Origin of the sequence: Streptomyces sp. NPDC046862 (genome assembly GCF_040704615.1) — a bacterium.
Lineage (GTDB): Bacteria > Actinomycetota > Actinomycetes > Streptomycetales > Streptomycetaceae > Streptomyces.
Genome location: NZ_JBEYXP010000018.1, coordinates 23,710 through 42,361, shown reverse-complemented (window position 1 = coordinate 42,361; position 18,652 = coordinate 23,710). Strand labels below are relative to the sequence as shown.

Annotated in this window: 18 protein-coding genes, 1 tRNA gene and 2 pseudogenes; 5 read left to right on the top strand and 16 right to left on the bottom strand. The window is 69.0% G+C overall.

The features are described from left to right. Positions 1-62: 62 nt before the first annotated feature. The 4 genes from AB0959_RS21230 to AB0959_RS21215 all read right to left on the bottom strand — a co-directional run bounded on the left by AB0959_RS21230 (position 63) and on the right by AB0959_RS21215 (position 6,372). On the bottom strand, positions 63-1,493 hold the full coding sequence (locus tag AB0959_RS21230) for a Cys-Gln thioester bond-forming surface protein (protein ID WP_366827982.1): 1,431 nt from the start codon (positions 1,491-1,493) through the stop codon (positions 63-65). 263 nt (positions 1,494-1,756) lie between these two features. After that, the gene (locus AB0959_RS21225; protein WP_366827981.1) at positions 1,757-2,236 is read right to left on the bottom strand and encodes a single-stranded DNA-binding protein; all 480 of its coding nucleotides are present in this window, start codon (positions 2,234-2,236) and stop codon (positions 1,757-1,759) included. A gap of 243 nt (positions 2,237-2,479) precedes the next feature. Then, complete coding sequence (locus tag AB0959_RS21220) at positions 2,480-4,741, bottom strand: GTPase (protein WP_366827980.1); 2,262 nt, start codon at positions 4,739-4,741, stop codon at positions 2,480-2,482. 5 nt (positions 4,742-4,746) lie between these two features. Continuing rightward, a complete protein-coding gene (locus AB0959_RS21215) occupies positions 4,747-6,372 on the bottom strand; it encodes a dynamin family protein (RefSeq protein ID WP_366827979.1) in 1,626 nt (541 codons plus the stop codon). Between the two features lie 309 nt (positions 6,373-6,681). On the opposite strand from AB0959_RS21215, the gene AB0959_RS21210 reads away from it, so the two are divergent. Next, positions 6,682-6,754 (top strand) — tRNA-Arg (locus tag AB0959_RS21210). A gap of 362 nt (positions 6,755-7,116) precedes the next feature. Beyond that, a pseudogene (locus AB0959_RS21205) lies at positions 7,117-7,812 on the top strand (IS256 family transposase); the annotation flags it as partial. A 59-nt stretch (positions 7,813-7,871) separates the two neighbouring features. On the opposite strand, the gene AB0959_RS21200 reads toward AB0959_RS21205, so the two are convergent. The 3 genes from AB0959_RS21200 to AB0959_RS21190 all read right to left on the bottom strand — a co-directional run bounded on the left by AB0959_RS21200 (position 7,872) and on the right by AB0959_RS21190 (position 9,893). Then, the gene (locus AB0959_RS21200; protein ID WP_366827978.1) at positions 7,872-8,612 is read right to left on the bottom strand and encodes a methyltransferase domain-containing protein; all 741 of its coding nucleotides are present in this window, start codon (positions 8,610-8,612) and stop codon (positions 7,872-7,874) included. A gap of 307 nt (positions 8,613-8,919) precedes the next feature. Continuing rightward, the gene (locus AB0959_RS21195) at positions 8,920-9,714 is read right to left on the bottom strand and encodes a hypothetical protein (RefSeq protein WP_366827977.1); all 795 of its coding nucleotides are present in this window, start codon (positions 9,712-9,714) and stop codon (positions 8,920-8,922) included. An 8-nt stretch (positions 9,715-9,722) separates the two neighbouring features. Next, positions 9,723-9,893 carry a hypothetical protein gene (locus AB0959_RS21190; protein ID WP_366827976.1) on the bottom strand — a complete coding sequence of 57 codons (171 nt, stop codon included), beginning with the start codon at positions 9,891-9,893 and terminating at the stop codon, positions 9,723-9,725. Positions 9,894-9,976: 83 nt separating this feature from the next. Here AB0959_RS21190 and AB0959_RS21185 point away from each other — a divergent pair. Then, positions 9,977-10,083: pseudogene (locus tag AB0959_RS21185) on the top strand (VapC toxin family PIN domain ribonuclease); the annotation flags it as partial. A 189-nt stretch (positions 10,084-10,272) separates the two neighbouring features. On the opposite strand, the gene AB0959_RS21180 reads toward AB0959_RS21185, so the two are convergent. Further along, the gene (locus AB0959_RS21180) at positions 10,273-10,896 is read right to left on the bottom strand and encodes a histidine phosphatase family protein (RefSeq protein ID WP_366827975.1); all 624 of its coding nucleotides are present in this window, start codon (positions 10,894-10,896) and stop codon (positions 10,273-10,275) included. Between the two features lie 197 nt (positions 10,897-11,093). Continuing rightward, positions 11,094-11,663, bottom strand: a complete 570-nt coding sequence (locus AB0959_RS21175; protein WP_366827974.1) for a DUF2087 domain-containing protein — start codon at positions 11,661-11,663, stop codon at positions 11,094-11,096. A 335-nt stretch (positions 11,664-11,998) separates the two neighbouring features. Between AB0959_RS21175 and AB0959_RS21170 the strand changes: the two genes are divergently transcribed. Then, positions 11,999-13,435: a condensation domain-containing protein gene (locus AB0959_RS21170; protein WP_366827973.1), complete on the top strand. Its 1,437-nt coding sequence runs from the start codon at positions 11,999-12,001 to the stop codon at positions 13,433-13,435. 264 nt (positions 13,436-13,699) lie between these two features. Here AB0959_RS21170 and AB0959_RS21165 read toward each other — a convergent pair whose 3' ends face one another. From AB0959_RS21165 to AB0959_RS21145, 5 genes are all read right to left on the bottom strand, one after another. Further along, on the bottom strand, positions 13,700-13,984 hold the full coding sequence (locus AB0959_RS21165; RefSeq protein WP_366827972.1) for a hypothetical protein: 285 nt from the start codon (positions 13,982-13,984) through the stop codon (positions 13,700-13,702). A gap of 144 nt (positions 13,985-14,128) precedes the next feature. Further along, on the bottom strand, positions 14,129-14,398 hold the full coding sequence (locus AB0959_RS21160; RefSeq protein WP_366827971.1) for a hypothetical protein: 270 nt from the start codon (positions 14,396-14,398) through the stop codon (positions 14,129-14,131). Positions 14,399-14,721: 323 nt separating this feature from the next. After that, positions 14,722-15,006: a hypothetical protein gene (locus AB0959_RS21155; RefSeq protein WP_366827970.1), complete on the bottom strand. Its 285-nt coding sequence runs from the start codon at positions 15,004-15,006 to the stop codon at positions 14,722-14,724. A gap of 148 nt (positions 15,007-15,154) precedes the next feature. Continuing rightward, the gene (locus AB0959_RS21150) at positions 15,155-15,427 is read right to left on the bottom strand and encodes a hypothetical protein (protein ID WP_366827969.1); all 273 of its coding nucleotides are present in this window, start codon (positions 15,425-15,427) and stop codon (positions 15,155-15,157) included. Between the two features lie 336 nt (positions 15,428-15,763). Then, positions 15,764-16,024 (bottom strand): hypothetical protein, encoded by a 261-nt coding sequence (locus tag AB0959_RS21145; RefSeq protein WP_366827968.1) that lies wholly within the window; start codon positions 16,022-16,024, stop codon positions 15,764-15,766. 243 nt (positions 16,025-16,267) lie between these two features. Here AB0959_RS21145 and AB0959_RS21140 point away from each other — a divergent pair, with 243 nt between their 5' ends. After that, positions 16,268-16,573, top strand: coding sequence for a chaplin (locus tag AB0959_RS21140; RefSeq protein ID WP_366827967.1), 306 nt, complete (start codon positions 16,268-16,270; stop codon positions 16,571-16,573). A 214-nt stretch (positions 16,574-16,787) separates the two neighbouring features. Here the strand turns inward: AB0959_RS21140 and AB0959_RS21135 are convergent, their stop codons facing one another. Continuing rightward, entirely contained in the window at positions 16,788-17,447 is a 660-nt protein-coding gene (locus tag AB0959_RS21135; RefSeq protein WP_366827966.1) for a hypothetical protein, read from the bottom strand. A gap of 199 nt (positions 17,448-17,646) precedes the next feature. Further along, a complete protein-coding gene (locus tag AB0959_RS21130) occupies positions 17,647-18,378 on the bottom strand; it encodes a hypothetical protein (protein WP_366827965.1) in 732 nt (243 codons plus the stop codon). Positions 18,379-18,652 lie beyond the last annotated feature (274 nt).

The following is an 18,652-nucleotide window of genomic DNA, read 5'->3' as shown; positions in this document are numbered from 1 at the left end:
TCTGGTCATCGATGCTTCTCATCAACCCTGCTCAGGCATCCCTCGGCCGTGTGAGGTGTTCCTCACTCCTGCGTGGGCGCCTTCTTCTTGCGGACCAGGAGCATCGCCCCGCCGCCGACGACGAGCAGGGCGATCGCCACGCCCGCGATCACCAGGGTCGCGTCGGAGCTGCCCGTCTCGGCGAGGTCGGTGCCCGAGGCGGACGCGGCACCCGCCGTCGCGGGGCTCGGCTCGCTGAGCGTCTGGACCGAGTCGCCGAATTCGGCCGCCTCGGTTTCGGTCGCGCAGTCGAGCACGCCCTTGATCTGCTCCTCGAAGCCGTTCGGTCCTCTGATCGTGAAGTCGTACGGCTGGTCCTCCTGCAGCGGCACCGTCACCGTCTCGGTCGTCCCGGCGTCGATCGTGTGCTTGATGCCCATGAGCTCGAAGGTGAAGGGCTCGTCCCCTTCGTTGGACGCCTTGATGTCGACGCCCCCGACGGCGCAGTTCTCCTTGGCGGACAGCGCGGGTATCGCGCCCTTCTCCGCCCAGTTCGCGCTCGCCACGGCGGAGACCGTCGACTCACTGGAACCCGCGAGGATCTGCGTCTGGCTGCGCGTCTCGGAGGCGAACGCGCGGCCGACCGGCACGGTGGTGGAGGCCTCCAGGGTCAGTTCGGCCGAGCCCGCCGCGGCTTTCTCGGGCACGTCGAAGTACAGCCTGCTGCCGTTGGCCGCGGAGGTCACGGCCTTGCCGCTGTCATCGACGACCTTCACCCCGTCCGCCGTCGCCGCCGCGGGAGGTGTGAGCGTCACGGAGTCCGCGTTGGTGCGCACGGTGACCGGACCGAGCCTCTCGCCGGTGTGTCCGGAGACCGCCGGCGGGTCGAGGCTCAGCGAGGCCTCGGGCTCCGCCAGGTTCCGCGCGCTCTTCTGGAGGTAGTCCGCGAGCTTCTCCGCCTGGGAGTCGGTGGCCTCCACGTCGACGCCGTCCGAGTAGCGCCAGATGGCCACCTGTGTGCCGGCCGCGGCGTCCTGCTCGGTGAGGCCGGCCGCTCCGGCCTTCTTGGCGAGCGCCGCGAGATCGTTGACCTGCGGGTAGGAGTTCTGGAGGATCCAGCGGATCCTGCCCGCGTCCTTGTTGCCCTGCAGCGACGTGCCGCTCCACGAGGTCTCGTGGTACCTGGCGTCCCGCTGTGTCGGGTTGTTCAGGTCGACACAGTAGGTCTGCAGCATGCCGCCGCCCTCGACGGACATCTCGAACAGGCCCGCGGAGACCTGCTGTTCCTCGCCGTTCTCGCGGATCACAGCGGTTCCGTAGGTCTTCAGGCCGGTTATCGTCGCGGTCGCGCCGCCGGGGCTCTGCGGAGTGTCCTCGGCGACGGCGGTGCCCGCGCCGGCGAGCACACCCGCCATGACGATCCCGCCCGTCAGTGTCGCGGCGGCGAGGCGAGCGGCCCCTGGCCGCCTGCCTGTTCGCCTGCGAGCGGACAACGCAGAGAACACAGAAAACACAGAATTCCCCTTCGAGCAGGACCCGTTGGCGTGTGGGGGTGGGGTCCCACATCAGCATCATCAGCCCCGTGAGCTATCCCGGCATCCTAGGGACGTGGCGCGGCGCGCTTCCCTGTCATCTCGTCGGATAACCGATCCGACTCGGAATCGTTATCGCTCACACAGTCTTTGAGCTGCGCTTATCCACATTTCCTCCGGGAGTGTTCGCAACACAGTCGTCGATAAGCCACAGTCCGGCCAGGTCGGTCTTTTCCCGACTGACGTCACGTCACCCCTGCGGGCTCCGGCTGTAGTTGGGCTACGGTCTCTGGCACGCTCGCGGGTGGTGTCTCCCAGTTGGGCTCGGGCCGGGCGGACGTCGGGGCCGACGCCCCCGCCTCTCCCCTCGACGCGCGGCGGAACGCCGACGTGCCCCGCGCGAGATCGTGGCCGATCGCCACCGCGTCGATGTCCGCCCAGGTGCGGCTCTCGCCCTGCTCCGTACGCTCGGTCCGTACCCTCAGCCGCCCCTGCACGACGACCGGATCGCCCAGCGACACGGACGAGGCCACGTTGGCCGAGAGGGTCCGCCTGGCCCACACCGTGAAGAAGTTGGTGTGGCCGTCCGTCCACTCGTTCTTCTCCCGGTCCAGGTACCGCGACGTCACCGCCAGCCGGAACCGGGCCGAGGTGCCCGTGGCCGTCTCCTTGCACACCGGCTGGGTGGCCACGTTCCCCACCACGCACAGCGTCGTCTCGTTCATCGCGAGCCCCTCCTTCGCCCGGCACCCACGCCGGGTGGACACGCGTACGGGCCCCTCCCGTACGGCTGCGTCTGCCGCGGTGACCGCGTCCGATGCGGTCGCCGCGGGATCAGACTGCCTCCGTCCGGCCGGGCCCGCCGAGCGCTGTGCACAACCCCTGACTTGTGGACAACTCCGCCACCCGAATGGGTGAACTCTCCTTGCCTGGCCCGCCTTTCCCTCACCCCTCAGCGGCAAGGACCCTCACCGCACGGCCGAGGCGGTCCCCAGGACCCGGCTGTACTGCTCGCGCACCTCCTGGTACCGCAGCAGTTCCGCCGCCACCGGATCCAGCACCCGCGCCCGCCCGCACCCGGCGGCCGCTTCGCGCAGCCTCCGTTCCGCTTCGAGCCCGTACCGCCGTGCCGGACCGCGCGCCGCCAGCCTGCTGCTCCACTCGACGGCCGGACCGCCGACGATGCCCATCGACATCAGCAGCACCGGCACGCCGATGTTGGGCGACATGACGCCGATGATCTGCCCCACCAGCCAGAGCCCGCCGATGACCTGGAGGATCGTCATGGACGCCTGGGCGAGCACGGCGACCGGCCACCAGCCCGGCCTGGGCGGCCTCCCCTGCGGCGTCCCTGCGCGTGCCGCCAGCTCGTCCAGGGCCTCGGGCAGCCCCTGGGCGCCGCGTACGGCCGCCTCGCGCACGGCCTGCGCCCAGGGCGCGGGCAGCCCGGAGACGGCCCGTTCGGACACCGTGCGCACCGCCTGTTCGACGCGCTGTCGCGCGGTGGCCTCCTCGTCCACCGGCGTGCGCAGCGGCAACCGCCCGGTCGGGGTGTCGTAGCGGTCCTGGAACCACCGCCACAGCCGCAGCCAGGGCGTCCCGCACGCGCGGTTCGCGTTGCGCAGCCACGCGCGCTCGGCCGCCTCACCCGCCGCGGTGGCGCCCACGGCGTCCGCGAGCCGGTCGGCGAACTCGTCGCGGGCCTCCTCACTGAGCCCGGTGCGCAGCCCGGTCGCGTACACGGACCGCAGGCGCCACGCGGCCGCGTCCAGGTCGGCGGAGATGCGGCGGGCCGCGGCGCCCCGCTCGGACACGAACTGGCCCAGCGTCTCGCGCAGCTCCCCGACGCCGTCGCCGGTGAGCGCGGACAGCGCGAGCACGGTCGTGCCCGTCTCGCCGTACTCCCCGAGCGCGATCCCGTCCTCGTCGAGCAGTCTGCGCAGGTCGTCGAGGACCTGGTGGGCGGCCTCCCCGGGGAGCCGGTCCACCTGGTTGAGGACGACGAACATGACCTCGGCGTGCCCCGCCATGGGTCGCAGGTAGCGCTCGTGGAGGATGGCGTCGGCGTACTTCTCCGGGTCGACGACCCAGATGACCGCGTCCACGAGCGCCAGGACGCGGTCCACCTGCTCGCGGTGCTGCACGGCCGCTGAGTCGTGATCGGGCAGGTCGACCAGGACCAGCCCGCGCAGCGACTCGCTGTCCGGACTCTGGATCGGACGCCTGCGCAGCCGTCCCGGGATGCCGAGCCGGTCGATGAGCGTGGCCGCGCCGTCACTCCAGCTGCACGCGATGGGCGCGGCCGTCGTGGGCCTGCGGACGCCGGTCTCCGAGATGGTCACTCCGGCGAGCGCGTTGAAGAGCATCGACTTGCCGCTGCCGGTGGCGCCCGCGATGGCGACGACGGTGTGCTGCCCGGAGAGCTTGCGCCGCGCCGCCGCCTCGTCCAGGACCCGGCCCGCCTCGGCGAGCGTCCGGCTGTCCAGCCTCGTACGGGAGAGCCCCACCAGCTCGCGCAGCGCGTCGAGCCGCGACCGCAGCGGCCCGTCGTACGCGAGAGGGAGCACCGCCTGCGAACCGGAGGTCCTCGTTTCCACGGCCGCGGCCTGCTCGGCGGCGTCCTCCTCGGACACGCGCCGGGCGATCAGGCCGTCGTCCCAGTCGTCACCCGCGGGCTCGGCCTCGCGGTCCGCGGAGGCGGGTGGGCGGGCATCCGTGGGGGGCTCGGTACGGGCTCTCGCGCGGACCTTCCTGCGGAACCTCTCGAGCACGGAGGAGTCGTCCTCGGACGCGGGCGAGTCCGAGTCGTCGTCCCGCACGCGCGCGTGGGCCGCGTGCTCGTCGTCCTCAGGGCCTGCGCCGTCCCCAGGGCCTGCATTGTTGTCTTCAGAACCTGGATCCCTGCCTTCAGTACCTGCGTTCTCACGGGCGTCCTTCCCTGGCCGCCGGCCGTTGGAGGCGCCCTCCACGGGGAGCCCGTTTTCCGAAGGGCTCTCTCCGGGGAGGGCGTTTTCGGGTTCGCCATCCCTGGAGGGCCGCTCAGGAGCCCTCTGGGAGGCTTCTTCGGAGCCTCTGCCCGAGGACTCGACGGAGGACTCGCGGGAAGACTCACTGGGAGACTTGCCGGAGGACTTGCCGGAGGACTTGCCGGAGGACTTGCCGGCGTCCCCCTTGGAGCCCTCGCCCCCCGTGTGGTCGGCGTGATCCGTGCGGTCAGTGACGGCAGTCACCGCGGTCACCTCTCCTTCTGCAGTACGGACAGCGCGGCGATGAGTTCGGCCTGGGGCTCCGGGTGCACGTCGAGCGCGTCGAGCGGGGCGAGGCGCCGTTCGCGCTCGGTGTGCAGCGCCTTGTCGAGGTACTCGGTGAGCAGCCGCCCGCCCCGGTCGCGCAGCCGGAGCGCCCGGTGGGCGCCGACCCGCTCGGCGAGGCCCTCGCCCGCGGACCGTGCCCGGCGGCCGCCCAGGAGGACGGTGGCCACGAGCGCGGCCACGGCCTCGGCTTCCGGCGCGATGCTCCGGTCGAGGTCGCGCACCTCCTCCTCGGCGTACTCCTCCAGGACGCGCCGCCAGCGCCGTACGGCCATCCCGATGCGGTGCTCCGCGCTGTCGGGCGTCGCGTCGTGACCGGCCAGCCCTGGCGCCGTCGCGGCCGGTTCGCGCCGCCAGACCTCGTCGACGCGCTCGTCGGCGGCCGTGACGGCGCACAGGAGCAGCGCGCAGAGGCTCTCCACGAGGGCGTCGAGGAGTTCACCGGCGGTGCAGTCGAGCGGATAGCTGCGCCACCGCTTGAGCGCGTCCCCGGCGAGCACCGCCCCGGACTGCAGGCGCGTCCTCACGCGCGCGTGCTCGCTGTCGTACGCCGCGTCGACGGCCGCGGTGAGCCGGAGGGCGGCGGCGTACTGGGCGGCGGCCGCACTGGCCAGCTCGGGCATGCGCGCCCTCAGCGAGTCGAGGACTCCGTGGGCCGTGCGGGCCATCGCCTGGTGCCGGGCTCCGGGGTCGGTCACCTGGTGGATGAGCCAGGTGCGCAGCGGTGCGACGGCGGTGGCCGGCAGGAGTCCGCCGCCCCACGCGGACTCGGGCAGCTCGGGGACGGTGAACCGGGGCACCTCGCCGAGCCCGGCCTTGGCGAGCAGCGCGCCGTACTGCCGTGAGACCTCGGACACCACCTGGTGGGGCACCCGGTCGAGAACGGTCACGATGGTCGCCTTGTGTTCCTTGGCGGTACGCAGCAGGTGCCACGGCACCGCGTCGGCGTAACGGGCGGCCGTGGTGACCATGACCCAGATGTCGGCCGCGGAGATCAGCTCGGCGGCCAGGTTGCGGCTGTCGGCGACCAGGGAGTCGACGTCGGGCGCGTCGAGGAGCGCGAGCCCGGGCGGGAGGGTCTCGGAGGTCTCGATCCGCAGAACCAGCTCGTCGTCCCTGCTGGTCGGGAAGTTCCTGCTGGAGGGGACGGACTCGCCCCCCGACTCCTGATGGGGCACCCACGCGCGCTTGAGGTTGGGAAGCACGCGCATCCCGGTGAACCAGTGGTGGTCCTCTGGGTGACACACCAGCACGGGGTTGCGCGTCGTGGGCCGCAGTACCCCCGCCTCGCTCACCCGCCGGCCCACCAGCGAGTTGACGAGGGTCGACTTGCCGGCCCCCGTGGAGCCCCCCACGACGGCCAGCAACGGCGCTTCGGGCTCCCTCAGACGGGGCACCAAGTAGTCGTCGAGCTGAGCGAGCAGTTCGTCGCGGTTGGCACGCGCGCGTGGGGCCCCCGCCAGGGGCAACGGAAAGCGCACGGCGGCGACACGATCGCGCAGCGCGGAGAGTGCGTCGAGCAGCTGAGGCCGTACGTCCAAGGTCACCACATGCGAAGAATGCCCAATTTTACGGTCATTCTGAAGCATATGAGCATGTCAGCGCGCCGACAGAACACAAGGGACGGAAGGGACTACTGGGACGCAGGCATAACGAGTGCACAACACCCGATGCGCGAGACGCCAAAAGCGATGCACGATTCGTACCTGCCTGCGATTATCAGGACCGCTTCACCGAACCTCCACATTGAGCCACGGAGGCGAAGCAACAGGGACAAGGACCAGAGAGCCCTATCCTTGTCTCCGGCAACGTCACGGATCAGCCCACACCAGGGCACCACGACACAGGCCACCACACCGGCCCCCGTAGCTCAGTGGATAGAGCAGGCGCCTTCTAAGCGCTTGGCCGCAGGTTCGAGTCCTGCCGGGGGCGCCCACTCTTTGCCCTCCTTCGGGAGGGCGTTTTTGCTGTTCAGAGCGGGTATCGCCCGGCTCGACAAAGCCCCGGCCCCGAGTTCGGGGAGATCCCCGGCAGCTTCGAGCCGCCTCTTCAGGTCCGGTAGCTGCCCGTCAACGCACCGGGCGTAAGTGGCGAGCAACACAGGCACGCCGTTTCCGGCCCACTCGGCCACCTGAGCAGGTGGGATCCCGCCGTTGAGCCACTTGGTCAGGCGGGTGTGCCGGTTGTCGTACACGCGCTTCCCTGTCGGCGACTCGAAGACGTGCGGAGCCAGGACCGCCCCGGCGAGCACTGCGCCAGGCCCGGCGGATGACGGAGCCCGCGAGGATGCCGCCCAGGCGAAGTCGTGCGTCCTGGTGCTGATGGGGGTGCGCGCGGACGGCACCGAAGAACTGATCGCGATGGCAGATGGTTACCGCGAATCCGCCGATTCCTGGGCCGACTTGCTGCGGGACTGCACACGTCGGGGCATGCGGGCTCCCGCCCTCGCAGTCGGCGATGGCGCTCTGGGCTTCTGGAAGGCCCTGGCGGAGGTGTTCCCCGAGACCCGTCATCAGCGGTGCTGGGTTCACAAGATCGCCAATGCCGCGAACGCCCTACCGCAGTGCGCCCAGCCCGGCGCGAAGAAGGCCCTGCAAGAGATCTACAACGCCGAGGACCGCGACCACGCGCTCAAGGCCGTCACCGCGTTCGAGAAGGTGTGCGGCGCGAAGTTCCCCAAGGCCGTCAAGAAGATCACCGACGACGTGGACGAGCTGCTGGCGTTCTACGACTTCCCCGCCGAGCACTGGATTCATCTGCGGACCACGAACCCGATCGAGTCGACCTTCGCCACCGTCCGGCTGCGAACCAAGGTCACCCGGGGCGCCGGCAGCGCGGCCGCCGCCCTCGCCATGGTCTTCAAGCTCGTCGAATCCGCCCAGGCACGCTGGCGGACGGTGAACGCTCCCCACCTCGTTGCTCTTGTCCGCGCCGGGGCCCGATTCGAACGCGGCCACCACGTCGAACGACCCAAGACCCTCGCGGCGTGAACACGTCCCATTGCAGAGTAGAGATCTGCCTGATGTTGAGCCGGGCCGCCCGCCTGTGTCTAAAGGTCCGCTACGAGAAGCCGGTAGCCGACGTCTAGTGTCTCGCAGTCGAGCAGGTCAGCGTGGCGTTCGTGCCAAAGGCCGGAGGACAGGTCGCTGGACAGCCGGGTCAGACCCGGGCGGAGAACCTCCTCGCCGGTCTGGGCGAGCATCGAGATGCCGGCTCGCACGTTCGGATCGAGGTATGCCTCAGGTCGGCGCCAGAAGGCGGCGCCAAATCCGTCGGTGCAGTCGTGCGGAATCGGGACCGTCTCGACGCGGGCGTCTCCCAGCAGCGCAATCAGCCGATCGATGGGGACGGTCTGCGTTTCGGTGAACGCGGCTACCTCGGGCAGGTACTCGTCCAGCAGCCAAAACCTGCGGAAAATGGCCTGGTCCCAAGTGAAGATGACGACGCGCTGCCGGGCGATCCGAAGGACTTCCCCGATACCGGCTTCAAGGTTCGTCCAGTGGTGCACAGTCAGGATGGCCATCGCCGCGTCGGCCGACTCGTCGGCGATGGGGATCGATTCTGCGGATGCCTGCAGGGCCCGCGCCGATCCAGCGGGCCGTTGGGCGATCATCACTGCACTGGGTTCAACTGCCAGCACGGTTTGCGGTGGTTCGTAGGAGCCGGCGCCAGCACCGACATTGATGACAGTGCCGGCTTGGCCGAGCGCCTCGCGGATCTTGACAGCGATCCGGTGGTCGGGGCGTCGCGTGTGATTGTAGGTCACACCGATGCGGTCATACCTCGTCACGACTGACAGTATGCCTCGTCACTCACCACCTGCCGTTGCCGATGAGCCATCCACAAGTATTGACAATTTCTCGGCGCCCACTTCTACCAGCACAAACGCCCCAGAGGGGTCATCCCCTCCAGGGCGTTTCGCGTCTCTGACGCCAGCGCTGACGGCAACGACCGCGTCACTCGACGGCCGGCAGGCCTCCCAGCGTGTCCAGGGCAGCCCGGTCGTGGGTTCGATCCCGCCGGCCCGGCAGTGAGGTACCAGGTCAGGGTCTGTGGGATCGATGGGTGCGTTGTCGGCGTACGATCGCGCCCGCCGCCTATCGCCCCTCGAAGAAGCCGGACTTCAGGTCCCCCATGACGGCGTCGAGTGGATGCCCACTCACGATGAACGGTCCGCCCCATGGCGCGCTGAGTGCGAAGAGCAACGCCAGGCTCAGCCCGACCACACTCGCCACGCCTACGATGAGCAGCGACGTTCGCAGGCTGCTGCGGAAGACCAGGGCGCCGGAGTTCACGATCAAGGCCAGTCCGCTGACCACAAGCGTGACGATGTAAAGCGACGGAACATCACGCGAGGCGGCCGCGACGCGGGCGCGACGACTAGTGGTGACACCGTCCAGGGAAGACAGCAACTCCGTCCCTGCCGCACTTCCCACCTCGGGCCGGGCCGCCTCGGCGCGAACACTCCGCTCCATCCGTGCGATCGCGCGAGCGGTGGCCGGGTCATTACCGGACGCCGCTGCTGCGCCTCCCCACTCCCTGGCACGCGTGGTCTGCAGGTAGTCCAGAAGTGCCGCATGGATCGGCTCCGACTGGACTCGCGGACTTGTCGCCGCCCATGCCAGGCGGGAGGCCGCGGCCGCCTCGTCGCTCACCAACCCCTCGGCTGCACGCAGGTAGCCGGCCTCGCTGGAAAGTGAGAGTGCCGCAAAGATCGCGAAGGCAGCACCGAGTGTCGGCATGAGAGGTGTGGCGATCTGCGGCACCCGATCCCGTTCCCCAACGGGTACGAGTATCCGGACGCCGATGCGCGCCGCAGCCGCGACCAGGAGGGCGAGAAAAAGCCCGCCCACAACCAGCACCACCGCCGGCAACGAGGTCAACCAGTTCATCAGATCACCTACAGCGTGTTTCCGCCCGCGCCCCACGGCGGCGACGCTTCGGCCCCCGCGACCAGGAACTTCTCGTCGATCACTTTCAATGAACGCCCCATGATCACAGGTCGAAGTCCTTTGGCGCTCTCGACGCCCGCACGGCATCTCGTTTCGTTGGCCAAATAGCCGAACCGCATGCGACCAGCGTGCTGCCGCCTCGATCGAGGAACGGTGCACTCGGCGCGGGTTGCTGTACAGCGGCGGAGTACAGCAACCACCACGACCACAGCCGATGGACGTCCTGCAGCGCGCGCCGAAAACGAATTCGATCCCATCCCCTTCGACGCGGAGGCGGCCCGCATCCACGGCAGAATCTGCGCCGCCATCGCCGGGGCTGCCGACGGAACGGGCGCCCGGTCACCGGCCCTCAGAGCGACGCATGGATCAGGAGCGGGGCCACGCGCGCCGGTGCCGTGCAACCGAGACACATCCGGTCACCCGACCAACGCGCTGAAGGGACACGTCTGTCGACCATCGTCTGACGCGATCACCAAGGTATTGGCGTCGCGGGCGCACTCAGACGTGCGACTCGGAGGGAAAGCCCGTCCAGCGCAGCTCGGCCGGCAGATGGCGCATGTCGTTGGAGATGAGGACGGACGCCGGTCGGCTGGGCGCGTATCGGATGACGGTAAGTGCCGCGTTGCAGTAGTGGAGGCCGAGCCAACGCCACTTCGGCGCATGCATGGCATCCCGAACAATCCAGGCGACCAGGAAGTTGTGGGTGACGACGAGTTCGTGCCGGTCCTCTTCGCCCTCCACCGGCCCGGCGAACAGATCCAGCGCCTTGCGGGCCAACTCTGGTCCCTGCATCCGCTCCTCGTCGGTGGCACCATCGAGAAAGCGGAGATAGAAGTCTGCTGATTCCGCCGGAAGTTCCTCCTTTCCCGGCGTGTAGGGCACGTAGTCACCGGCAAGTTCCGAGACGTGCAGCGGGACGTTGTTCAGCTGGTCGCCAATCAGGCGTGCGGTCTGCTCCGCCCGGGGCAGTGGACCGTGGTGTATGGCTGCGAAGGGGATGTCCCGCAGGCGCTCACCGAGCAGCGTGGCCTGACGACGGCCGCCCTCTGCCAGCCCGTTCTCGTCCGGCGATGCCTCGCCATGCCGAACGAGATAGAGGTGACGGGTGGCCGTGCCAGGCATCTCGAACTCCTCTGCGCCCAACTAATGACCTTGTGACCAGATCGCTTCCCCTCACGCTCAGAGTGAGCTGAGGCGAGGCGTTGTTACGCGGCCCAGAGCACCGGCGGAGCCACGCGCGTGCCGCGCCGGAGAAACCTGCGTGGCCGCCGTCCCGTGGGTCAGGGCCCGGCGGGCCAGGACCCCGTTGCCCGGGTGTCTCAGGCCTGGGCCGCCCGCCAGTAGAAGCCGAACTGCCGTCGCAGGTGTCCGAGGTCCACCAGGTACCGCCGCAGCGTCACATGGTCGACCGGCGCGTCCTCGCACCAGACCTGCAGCTTCTCGTTGACCGCCCGCTCCGGGTACTCGACGCCGGGCTCGAAGGTGCGCTCGGCGATGTGGCGGATCACGACCACCTTGCGCTGCCACTGGGCGGGCAGCCGCACCAGGCGTCCGTCGCGTACGAAGGTCCGCAGCACCGCCTCGGTCCGCTCGTCCCCGGAGCCGGGGCCCTCGGAGCCGTGGCCCTCGGCGCCCTCACCGCCGTCCCGGGCGACGCGCTCCTGCCGTACGCGCTCCCTGAAGTGCCCGTACGCGACGCTCAGCCCGTCGTCTCCCGTCGAGATCACGTCCTCGTCCTGGAGCCTGCGCAGCGCCACGGCGGCGTCCTTGGGGGACAGCCCGGCCCTCTCGCCGACCTTGGCTGGGGTGTCGGCTCCGAGGGCGACGGCGGCGAAGGCGCGGGCCCTGTTCTCATCGGTGAACAGACGGATCAGTTGGTCGGTAGCCATGGTGCGGAGGCTAGCCTCACCGTTCCCGGAACCGAACCGAATTTCCCCGCCGGACCGCCGCGGGCGGTACGAACACCGGTCGGCGCGAGCAGCACGGACACCGGCCGACACGGGCGGTAAGAACATCGGTCGCGGGCGGTCACGCGGTGTCACCCGTTCGCCGCAATGATCGGCCCGCGGGAAACGAAGACCGCTGGGCATCGTTGTTCGACATGCCACCCGATCCATTGAAATGCCGGGATACCGCACGTGTCGGTGCCCTTCGGTCGTGGGTCAGGCATTCCCTTGATTGATCCGGTTGACCGGATCTGCCCCACCCGTGAACGGAGAAACCCGTGCGAATCACCGACATGCAGCGCTGCGAGGTCCGACCTGGACGGCTCGTCGAGTGGACGCTCAGTCCGGCGACCGTCGAGGCGGCGGCGCGCCTGCCGGAGGACTCCCGGCCACCGGCCTACATCCAGGAGTCGCACATCAGAACGGTCCGCTCGGTGCGGGAGGGCGGCCTGTTCGTGCCGACCTGGGTGGGGGCGGCGTTCGACATCCCGGGCCGGGTCGATCTCGACACCTTGCAGGACGCCCTGCGCAGTTGGACGCTCCGGCACGAGACGCTGCGCAGCGGCTTCCGCTGGAGCGGCGAATCCGGTGACGAGATGCGCCGGTTCACACTCGACGCCGATGCCGTGTTCCTGCACCGCGAGGTCGTCGGCGACTTCTCCGACCCGGCGGAACTCACCCAGCACCTCCAGGACCGCTTCGACGTCACGGCGGACGCGCTGTGCTGGCCGAACTTCCTCTACGCGGCGGTCGTCCGGGACGACTCCACCAGCGTGTACCTGGCCTTCGACCACAGCAACGTCGACTCGTACTCCATCCAGCGCCTCCCGGCCGACGTCCACGAGCTGTACACGGCGGCGGTCGAGGGCCGCCGCGTGGAGCAGACGTCGCCCGGCAGTTACGTCGACTTCTGCGAGATCGAGCGCGCGGACGCGGACCGGATCGACGCCACTCACGAAGTCGTCGCCCGCTGGCGGGACTTCATCCGCCGCTGTGACGGGAAACTGCCGCACTTCCCGCTCGACCTCGGCCTGGTCCCCGGTGGCAAGCTCCCCACCCAACGGCTCATGAACGAGATGCTCGTGGGCGCGGACGACGCCGCCGCCTTCGAGGCGTACTGCCGGCCCTTCGGCGGAGGCGCGGTCGGCGTCCTGGCCGCCACGAGTCTCATCGCCCACCAGCTGGGCGGCCAGTCCGTCTACCGCACGGTCGTGCCGTTCCACACCCGGGTGAAGTCCCGGTGGTCGGACTCGGTGGGCTGGTACGTCGGCGGCGCGCCCCTTGAGGTTCCCCTCGCCCGGGCGGCCGACTTCCCGAGCGCCCTGCGGGCCGTGCAGGGCGAGTTGCGGGCCAACCGGTCCCTGGCGCGCGTTCCCCTGGCCCGCGTGCTGCGACTGCTGGGCGCCGACTTCCGCCCGACCTCACCCGACCTGTACTCGATCGTCTCCTACGTCGACGCCCGCGGCCTGCCGGGCTCGGAGCGCTGGGCCGAGCTGTCGGTCTACGGGCTGATGAGGGTGTCGTACGGCGACCAGGCCTGCGTGTGGCTCAACCGGCTCCACGAGGGCGTGTGGTTCGCCTGCCGCTACCCCGACACCGACATCGCGTACAAGAACATGAGCCGGTACGCGGAGCGGTTGAGGGACGTCATCGTCTCGGTGGCCCGCGAGCAGCGGCTGGCCGAACGGAAGCCTGAGCCGGTGTCCGTCGGCTGACCGCGGTCTCGCAGTCTCGCATGGTCGTGGGCTCGGAGGCGTGTCTCCGAGCCCACGACCATGTCCTGGCGCAGGGGGCGTTGGGCGTTCAGTTCCCCGCGACAGACACCACAGACACCACAGACACCACAGACACCACAGACACCACAGACACCAACGAGGATGGCCGGGACCCTGTGACAGGGGCCCGGCCATCCTCGCTGTGGGGGGCTTACGTGACGGTGCCGACGCGCAGAAGGGCGTCCCGGCCGCCTCGGCCGGACGTCAGTTCTTGCCGCCGGGGATGACGACGCTGTTGACGCAGGTGACCTCGCTCTGCGAAGTCGGGCAGGTCTGCGTCGCGTTGTGGGTGACCTGGACGTTGCCGGCCTTGTCGGTGGTGAGCTTGTACCTGCTCGTCTGCTCGCAGCGCACGTGGCCCTGGCCGTCGTCGACGCACTTGCCGGGGCCGTCGGCTGCGAAGGCCTGGGCCGTTCCGACGCCGACCAGAGCGAAGCCCCCCAGGACTCCCGCTGCCGCTGCCGCCGCGATCTTCTTCGAGTTGAACATCTATCTATTCCTTTGCGGTCGACCCCGCGACTCAACGGTGGAGTCGTTCCGGACACTTGGACCGGCAAAAAGCCAGATGGCAGGCCCCGGGGCTCGAACACCTGGTCCGAGCCCCGAGTCCTGCCTAGATCACCTGAGCAGTGATCACTTGCCGAGGGAGAAGTTCTGCGTGCAGGTCAGCGCCTCACGCTCGCTGTTGTCCTGGTTGGCCAGGCCCAGGATGGCGAGGTTGACGTTGATGTCGTCGACGTTGATCAGGCCCTGCTGCGAGTCGTTCTGCTCGCACGACTGGTTCTGCTTGTTGTCGACCTTGAACTTGCCGCCATCGTCGTGGGCGTTGCCGACACCGGCACCCAGGAAGCTGACGCTGCCGAGCATGGCCACGACGACTGCGGCCTTCTGGTACTTGCGCATTACTGCTCCGTTTCTCAAGTGGACACAGCCCGTGATGGGTGGTCACTGACAGTCGCTTACCGTAGGCGACACCGATGGCTATTGACAGGCGAAACGCCCAGACATGGGAGTTTCCGAGAAAAAGGTATTATCGCGACATTTCGGAGCAGGCGTCGAGCGGCAGCCATCGACCAGCGCGCCCCGCCAACCCCCCTTGGGGCCACCGCAGTTCAGCGGCACTCCAGCCCGATCGCCCCTCCCGCACACCGTCACCACAGGCGGCCGTACGCGCGCCCACGAGCCGAACGACACCGCGCCCGACCCCGCGCCGGCCGCCGAGGACATCAGGCCTTCTTGCCGGGCACGACGACGTCACTGACGCAGTTGACCTGACTGCGTGAAGTCGGGCAGGACTGCGCCGATTCGTTGACGAGAAGGACGTTTCCGAGCGATTCGGTGACGAACTCCCGCTTGTGCACACCCACGCAGCGAACCTGGCCCTTGCCGTCGTCGACGCACTGGCCGGAACCGTCGGCGGCGAAGGCCTGAGCCGTTCCGACGCCGACCAGAGCGAAGCCCCCCAGGACTCCCGCTGCCGCTGCCGCCGCGATCTTCTTCGAGTTGAACATCTACCTTTTTCCTTTACGGTCGACCCCCCGCGACTGAACGGCGGAGTCGTTCCGGACACGTGGACCGGCGAAAAGCCACACGACAGGAATCGGGGCCCGGACACCTGGTCCGGGCCCCGAAGTCCTGCCTAGATCACCTGAGCAGTGATCACTTACCGAGGGAGAAGTTCTGCGTGCAGGTCAGCGCCTCACGCTCGCTGTTGTCCTGGGTGGCCAGGCCGAGCAGGGCGCCAGCGTTGATGTTGACGTCGTCGATGTTGATGAGCCCCTGCACCGAGTCGTTCTGCTCGCAGGACTGGTTCTGCTTGTTGTTGATCTTGACCTTTCCGTGGTCGTCCCCGGCGTGGCCGACCCCGGCGCCCAGGAAGCTGACGCTGCCGAGCATGGCCACGACGACTGCGGCCTTCTGGTACTTGCGCATTACTTCTCCGTTTCTCAAGTGGACACAGCCCGTGATGGGTTGGTCACTGACAGCCGCTAAAGTAAGTCAGGTATGCGGCTTTTGACAGGCGAAACGCCCAGTCGCGCAACTTTCCCCCAAAAAATGCATGGCGCGGCGCGGCCGCGCATACGCCGGATGGCCGAACCGACAGCCGCACCCCGCCAACCGCCCCTCGGGTGACGACCTTTCGACGCCCCCGCCGCCAGGGCGCGCACACGACAGCGCGCCGTCCGGATGGGCATCCGAACGGCGCGTCATGTCACCACAGGGCAGGAAGTTCCCCGATGCGGCGCTAGACCACCTGACCAGTGACCACTAGCCGGCGGACTGGACGCAGCTCAGGATCTCCTTCTCGCTGTTGTCCTGGTTGCCGAGGCCGAGAAGGAGGCCGACGTTGACGTTGACGTCGTCGACGTTGACGAGCCCCTGCGTGAAGTCGTTCTGCTCGCACGACTGGTTCTGCTTGTTGTCGATCTTGAACTTCCCGCCGCCGTCGGCGTGGCCGACCCCGGCGCCCAGGAAGCTGACACTGCCGAGCATGGCCACGACGACTGCGGCCTTCTGGTACTTGCGCATTACCTCTCCGTTTCTCAAGTGGACACAGCTCGTAGTGAGCTGATCACTTACAGTCGTCACTGTAGGGGACGTTTATGTCTTTTATCGGATGAAACGCCCACGACGACTCGGGGTCGGCGAACAGCTTGTACAAAAGGGTGATCCCGGGACGATCGTCGTGACTCGTACGGAGTCGTCGCGTTGAACGGGCAGTGCGGTCGCGCGTACTGCTGCCGCACTCATCGAACCCATAAGGAGAACGTGATGTCTCGCATCGCGAAGGTTGGCGCTGTTGCTCTCGGTACGGGCGCCGTGGTGCTCAGCGGGGCGGGTCTCGCCACGGCGGACGCCGACGCCAAGGCCGCGGCGATCGGCTCGCCCGGCTTCCTGTCCGGCAATGTGGTCCAGGTCCCGATCCACATTCCGATCAACGTGTGCGGTAACACCGTCACCGTGATCGGCGGCCTCAACAAGGCCTCGGGCAACGTCTGCAAGAACGGCGAGGACGAGAAGAACCACAAGAAGGACGACAAGAAGAACGCGAAGAAGGCCCACCGCCAGGGCCACTGACGCCTGTCGTCACAACCCGAGAGCCCCGGCACATCGAGTGCCGGGGCTTTCCCCATGACATGGGCCGCATCGCTCAGTTCGTGCGCGTTCAGTCCTGGTACACCTGGTACGGCCCGTCGCCCACCGAGTTCGCCGGCACCGGCGCATGGCCGTACACACGGAGGAGCGGCCCCCGGAATTCACCGGGGGCCGCCTCCGTACAACGGGCTCAGCCCTACATCCACAGGTTGCCGTGCACCGGCTTGGCCTCGTTCAGCGCGCTCGCGGCCTCCTTCGCCGTGGGGATCAGCGCGCCCTGGCCCGTGCCGGTCAGACCGCTGGGAATCCTGGTGGTCATGCCGCCGCTGAGGTCGGTGGTCGCCAGGTCGCGGGCAACGAGGCTGGTGGGTGCCTGAGCCGGAGCACTCTCAGCGGCGGGCGCCTGGGCCGGAGCAGTCTGGACAGCGGCCTGAGCCGGAGCGTTCTGGACGGCGGGCGCCTGGGCCGGAGCACTCTGGACAGCAGGCGCCTGGGCCGGAGCGCTGTAGGCCGGGGCCTGGGCCGGAACACTCTGAGCCGGAGCCTGGGCCGGAGCACTGTAAGTCGGCGCCTGCACCGGAGCCTGGGCCGGAGCCTGAGCCGGTGCGCTGTAGGCCGGGGCCTGAACCGGAGCACTCTGAGCCGGAGCCTGGGCCGGGGCCTGAACCGGAGCACTCTGGGCCGGAGCGCTGTAGGTCGGCGCCTGAGCCGGAGCGCTGTAACCGGTGGGCGCCTGATCGGGGGCGCTGTAGCCGGTCGGCGCCTGGGCGGCGGCGTCGTGGGCGAACGCGGGTGTGGCGGAACCGGCGGCGATCAGGGACCCGGCGACCACGGCGGCGGCCTTCAGAGACTTCATCGTGTTCCTTTCTTACGGCAACGCTCGTCGCCGGAAGGGAATTCTGTCGCCGTGCCTAACGAGCCCTGGCCTGGGCGGAAACCAGAACGCCGAAAATTGCGAATTCCTCATATGAGAGCAGTCGTGGTGCCGCCCCGGAGGCCGGGAAGACACCACGACTGGACGGACTGGACGGGCAATTAGCCGTACCGTATGACGCTCACAGAATTGACAGCAGTACCTGCGTCAGAGGCGTGAGCAGGGGGAGGCCGACGGCCGAGTCCGAGTCCGGACGCGTCACGGTCGATGTCTGCGTCTGCGTGCTGGACACCTTCACGTCGGACGAGGTCGTCTCCATCAGGCCTTCGTCGGCCAGTGCGTCGGTGAGGTCCTCCAGCACGCTCATCAGGTCGTCGACCTCCGGGAGAACGTCGCGCACGCTGTGCGTGATGGCCTCCAGGAGACGGTCGACGGCCTCCCCGACATCCTCCAGCAGGTCCTCCGCCACGCCTTCGAACAGGCCATCGAGCAGGTCGTCCAGGTCGTCGTCGTCCGCGAGGCCGACGGCCGCCCCGGAGGAAGCCGGCGACATCAGGTCGGTCGCCGGGTCCGAGGTCGCCGGGCCCGAGGTCGTCGAAGTCCTGACGGACGCCTTGGCCAGGGCGCGCTTCGCGGCGGCCCCCAGTTTCCTCGCCTCGTCGGCGGGCAGCCGGCCGTCGTCCGCCTCGAGCACGGCGAGCAGGAGGTCGGCGACCGGGGTGAGTTCACCTCCGTTGACCTTTCTGAGTTTCTTCAGGATCGCGTCCGCGCGGGGGAGCCGGGCATCGGCCGACGCCGCATGGCTGCGCTCGCGCGCGGTGTCGACCGCCATGGCGGCTGGGCCGGTGACACCGACCAGGAGGGCGGCGCACAGCGCGCTGGACGCGATGTGCCGTGCGGAAAGAGCAGGCATGGGCATTCCCTTCGGCGGGCGCTGAGTCTTGAGCCCACCGTGAGAGCGCCCACGGCTTCCCGCAACCGATCATGCGCCGCTCGTGATCCCGCGCGTCCCTCGGTCGCCGAGTCCTGCCTGATCAGACGATATGTCAGATGTCCCGCGCACCGGCCCCCGTTCGGACGCACAGCACCGGTCGCGCCGCTGCGGTGGCGCTCCGGAGATGGTCGGGTTTAACTATTCCGACACACTTATCGGTTTTCATCGAATATCACCGTCTTTGTCCGGTTGG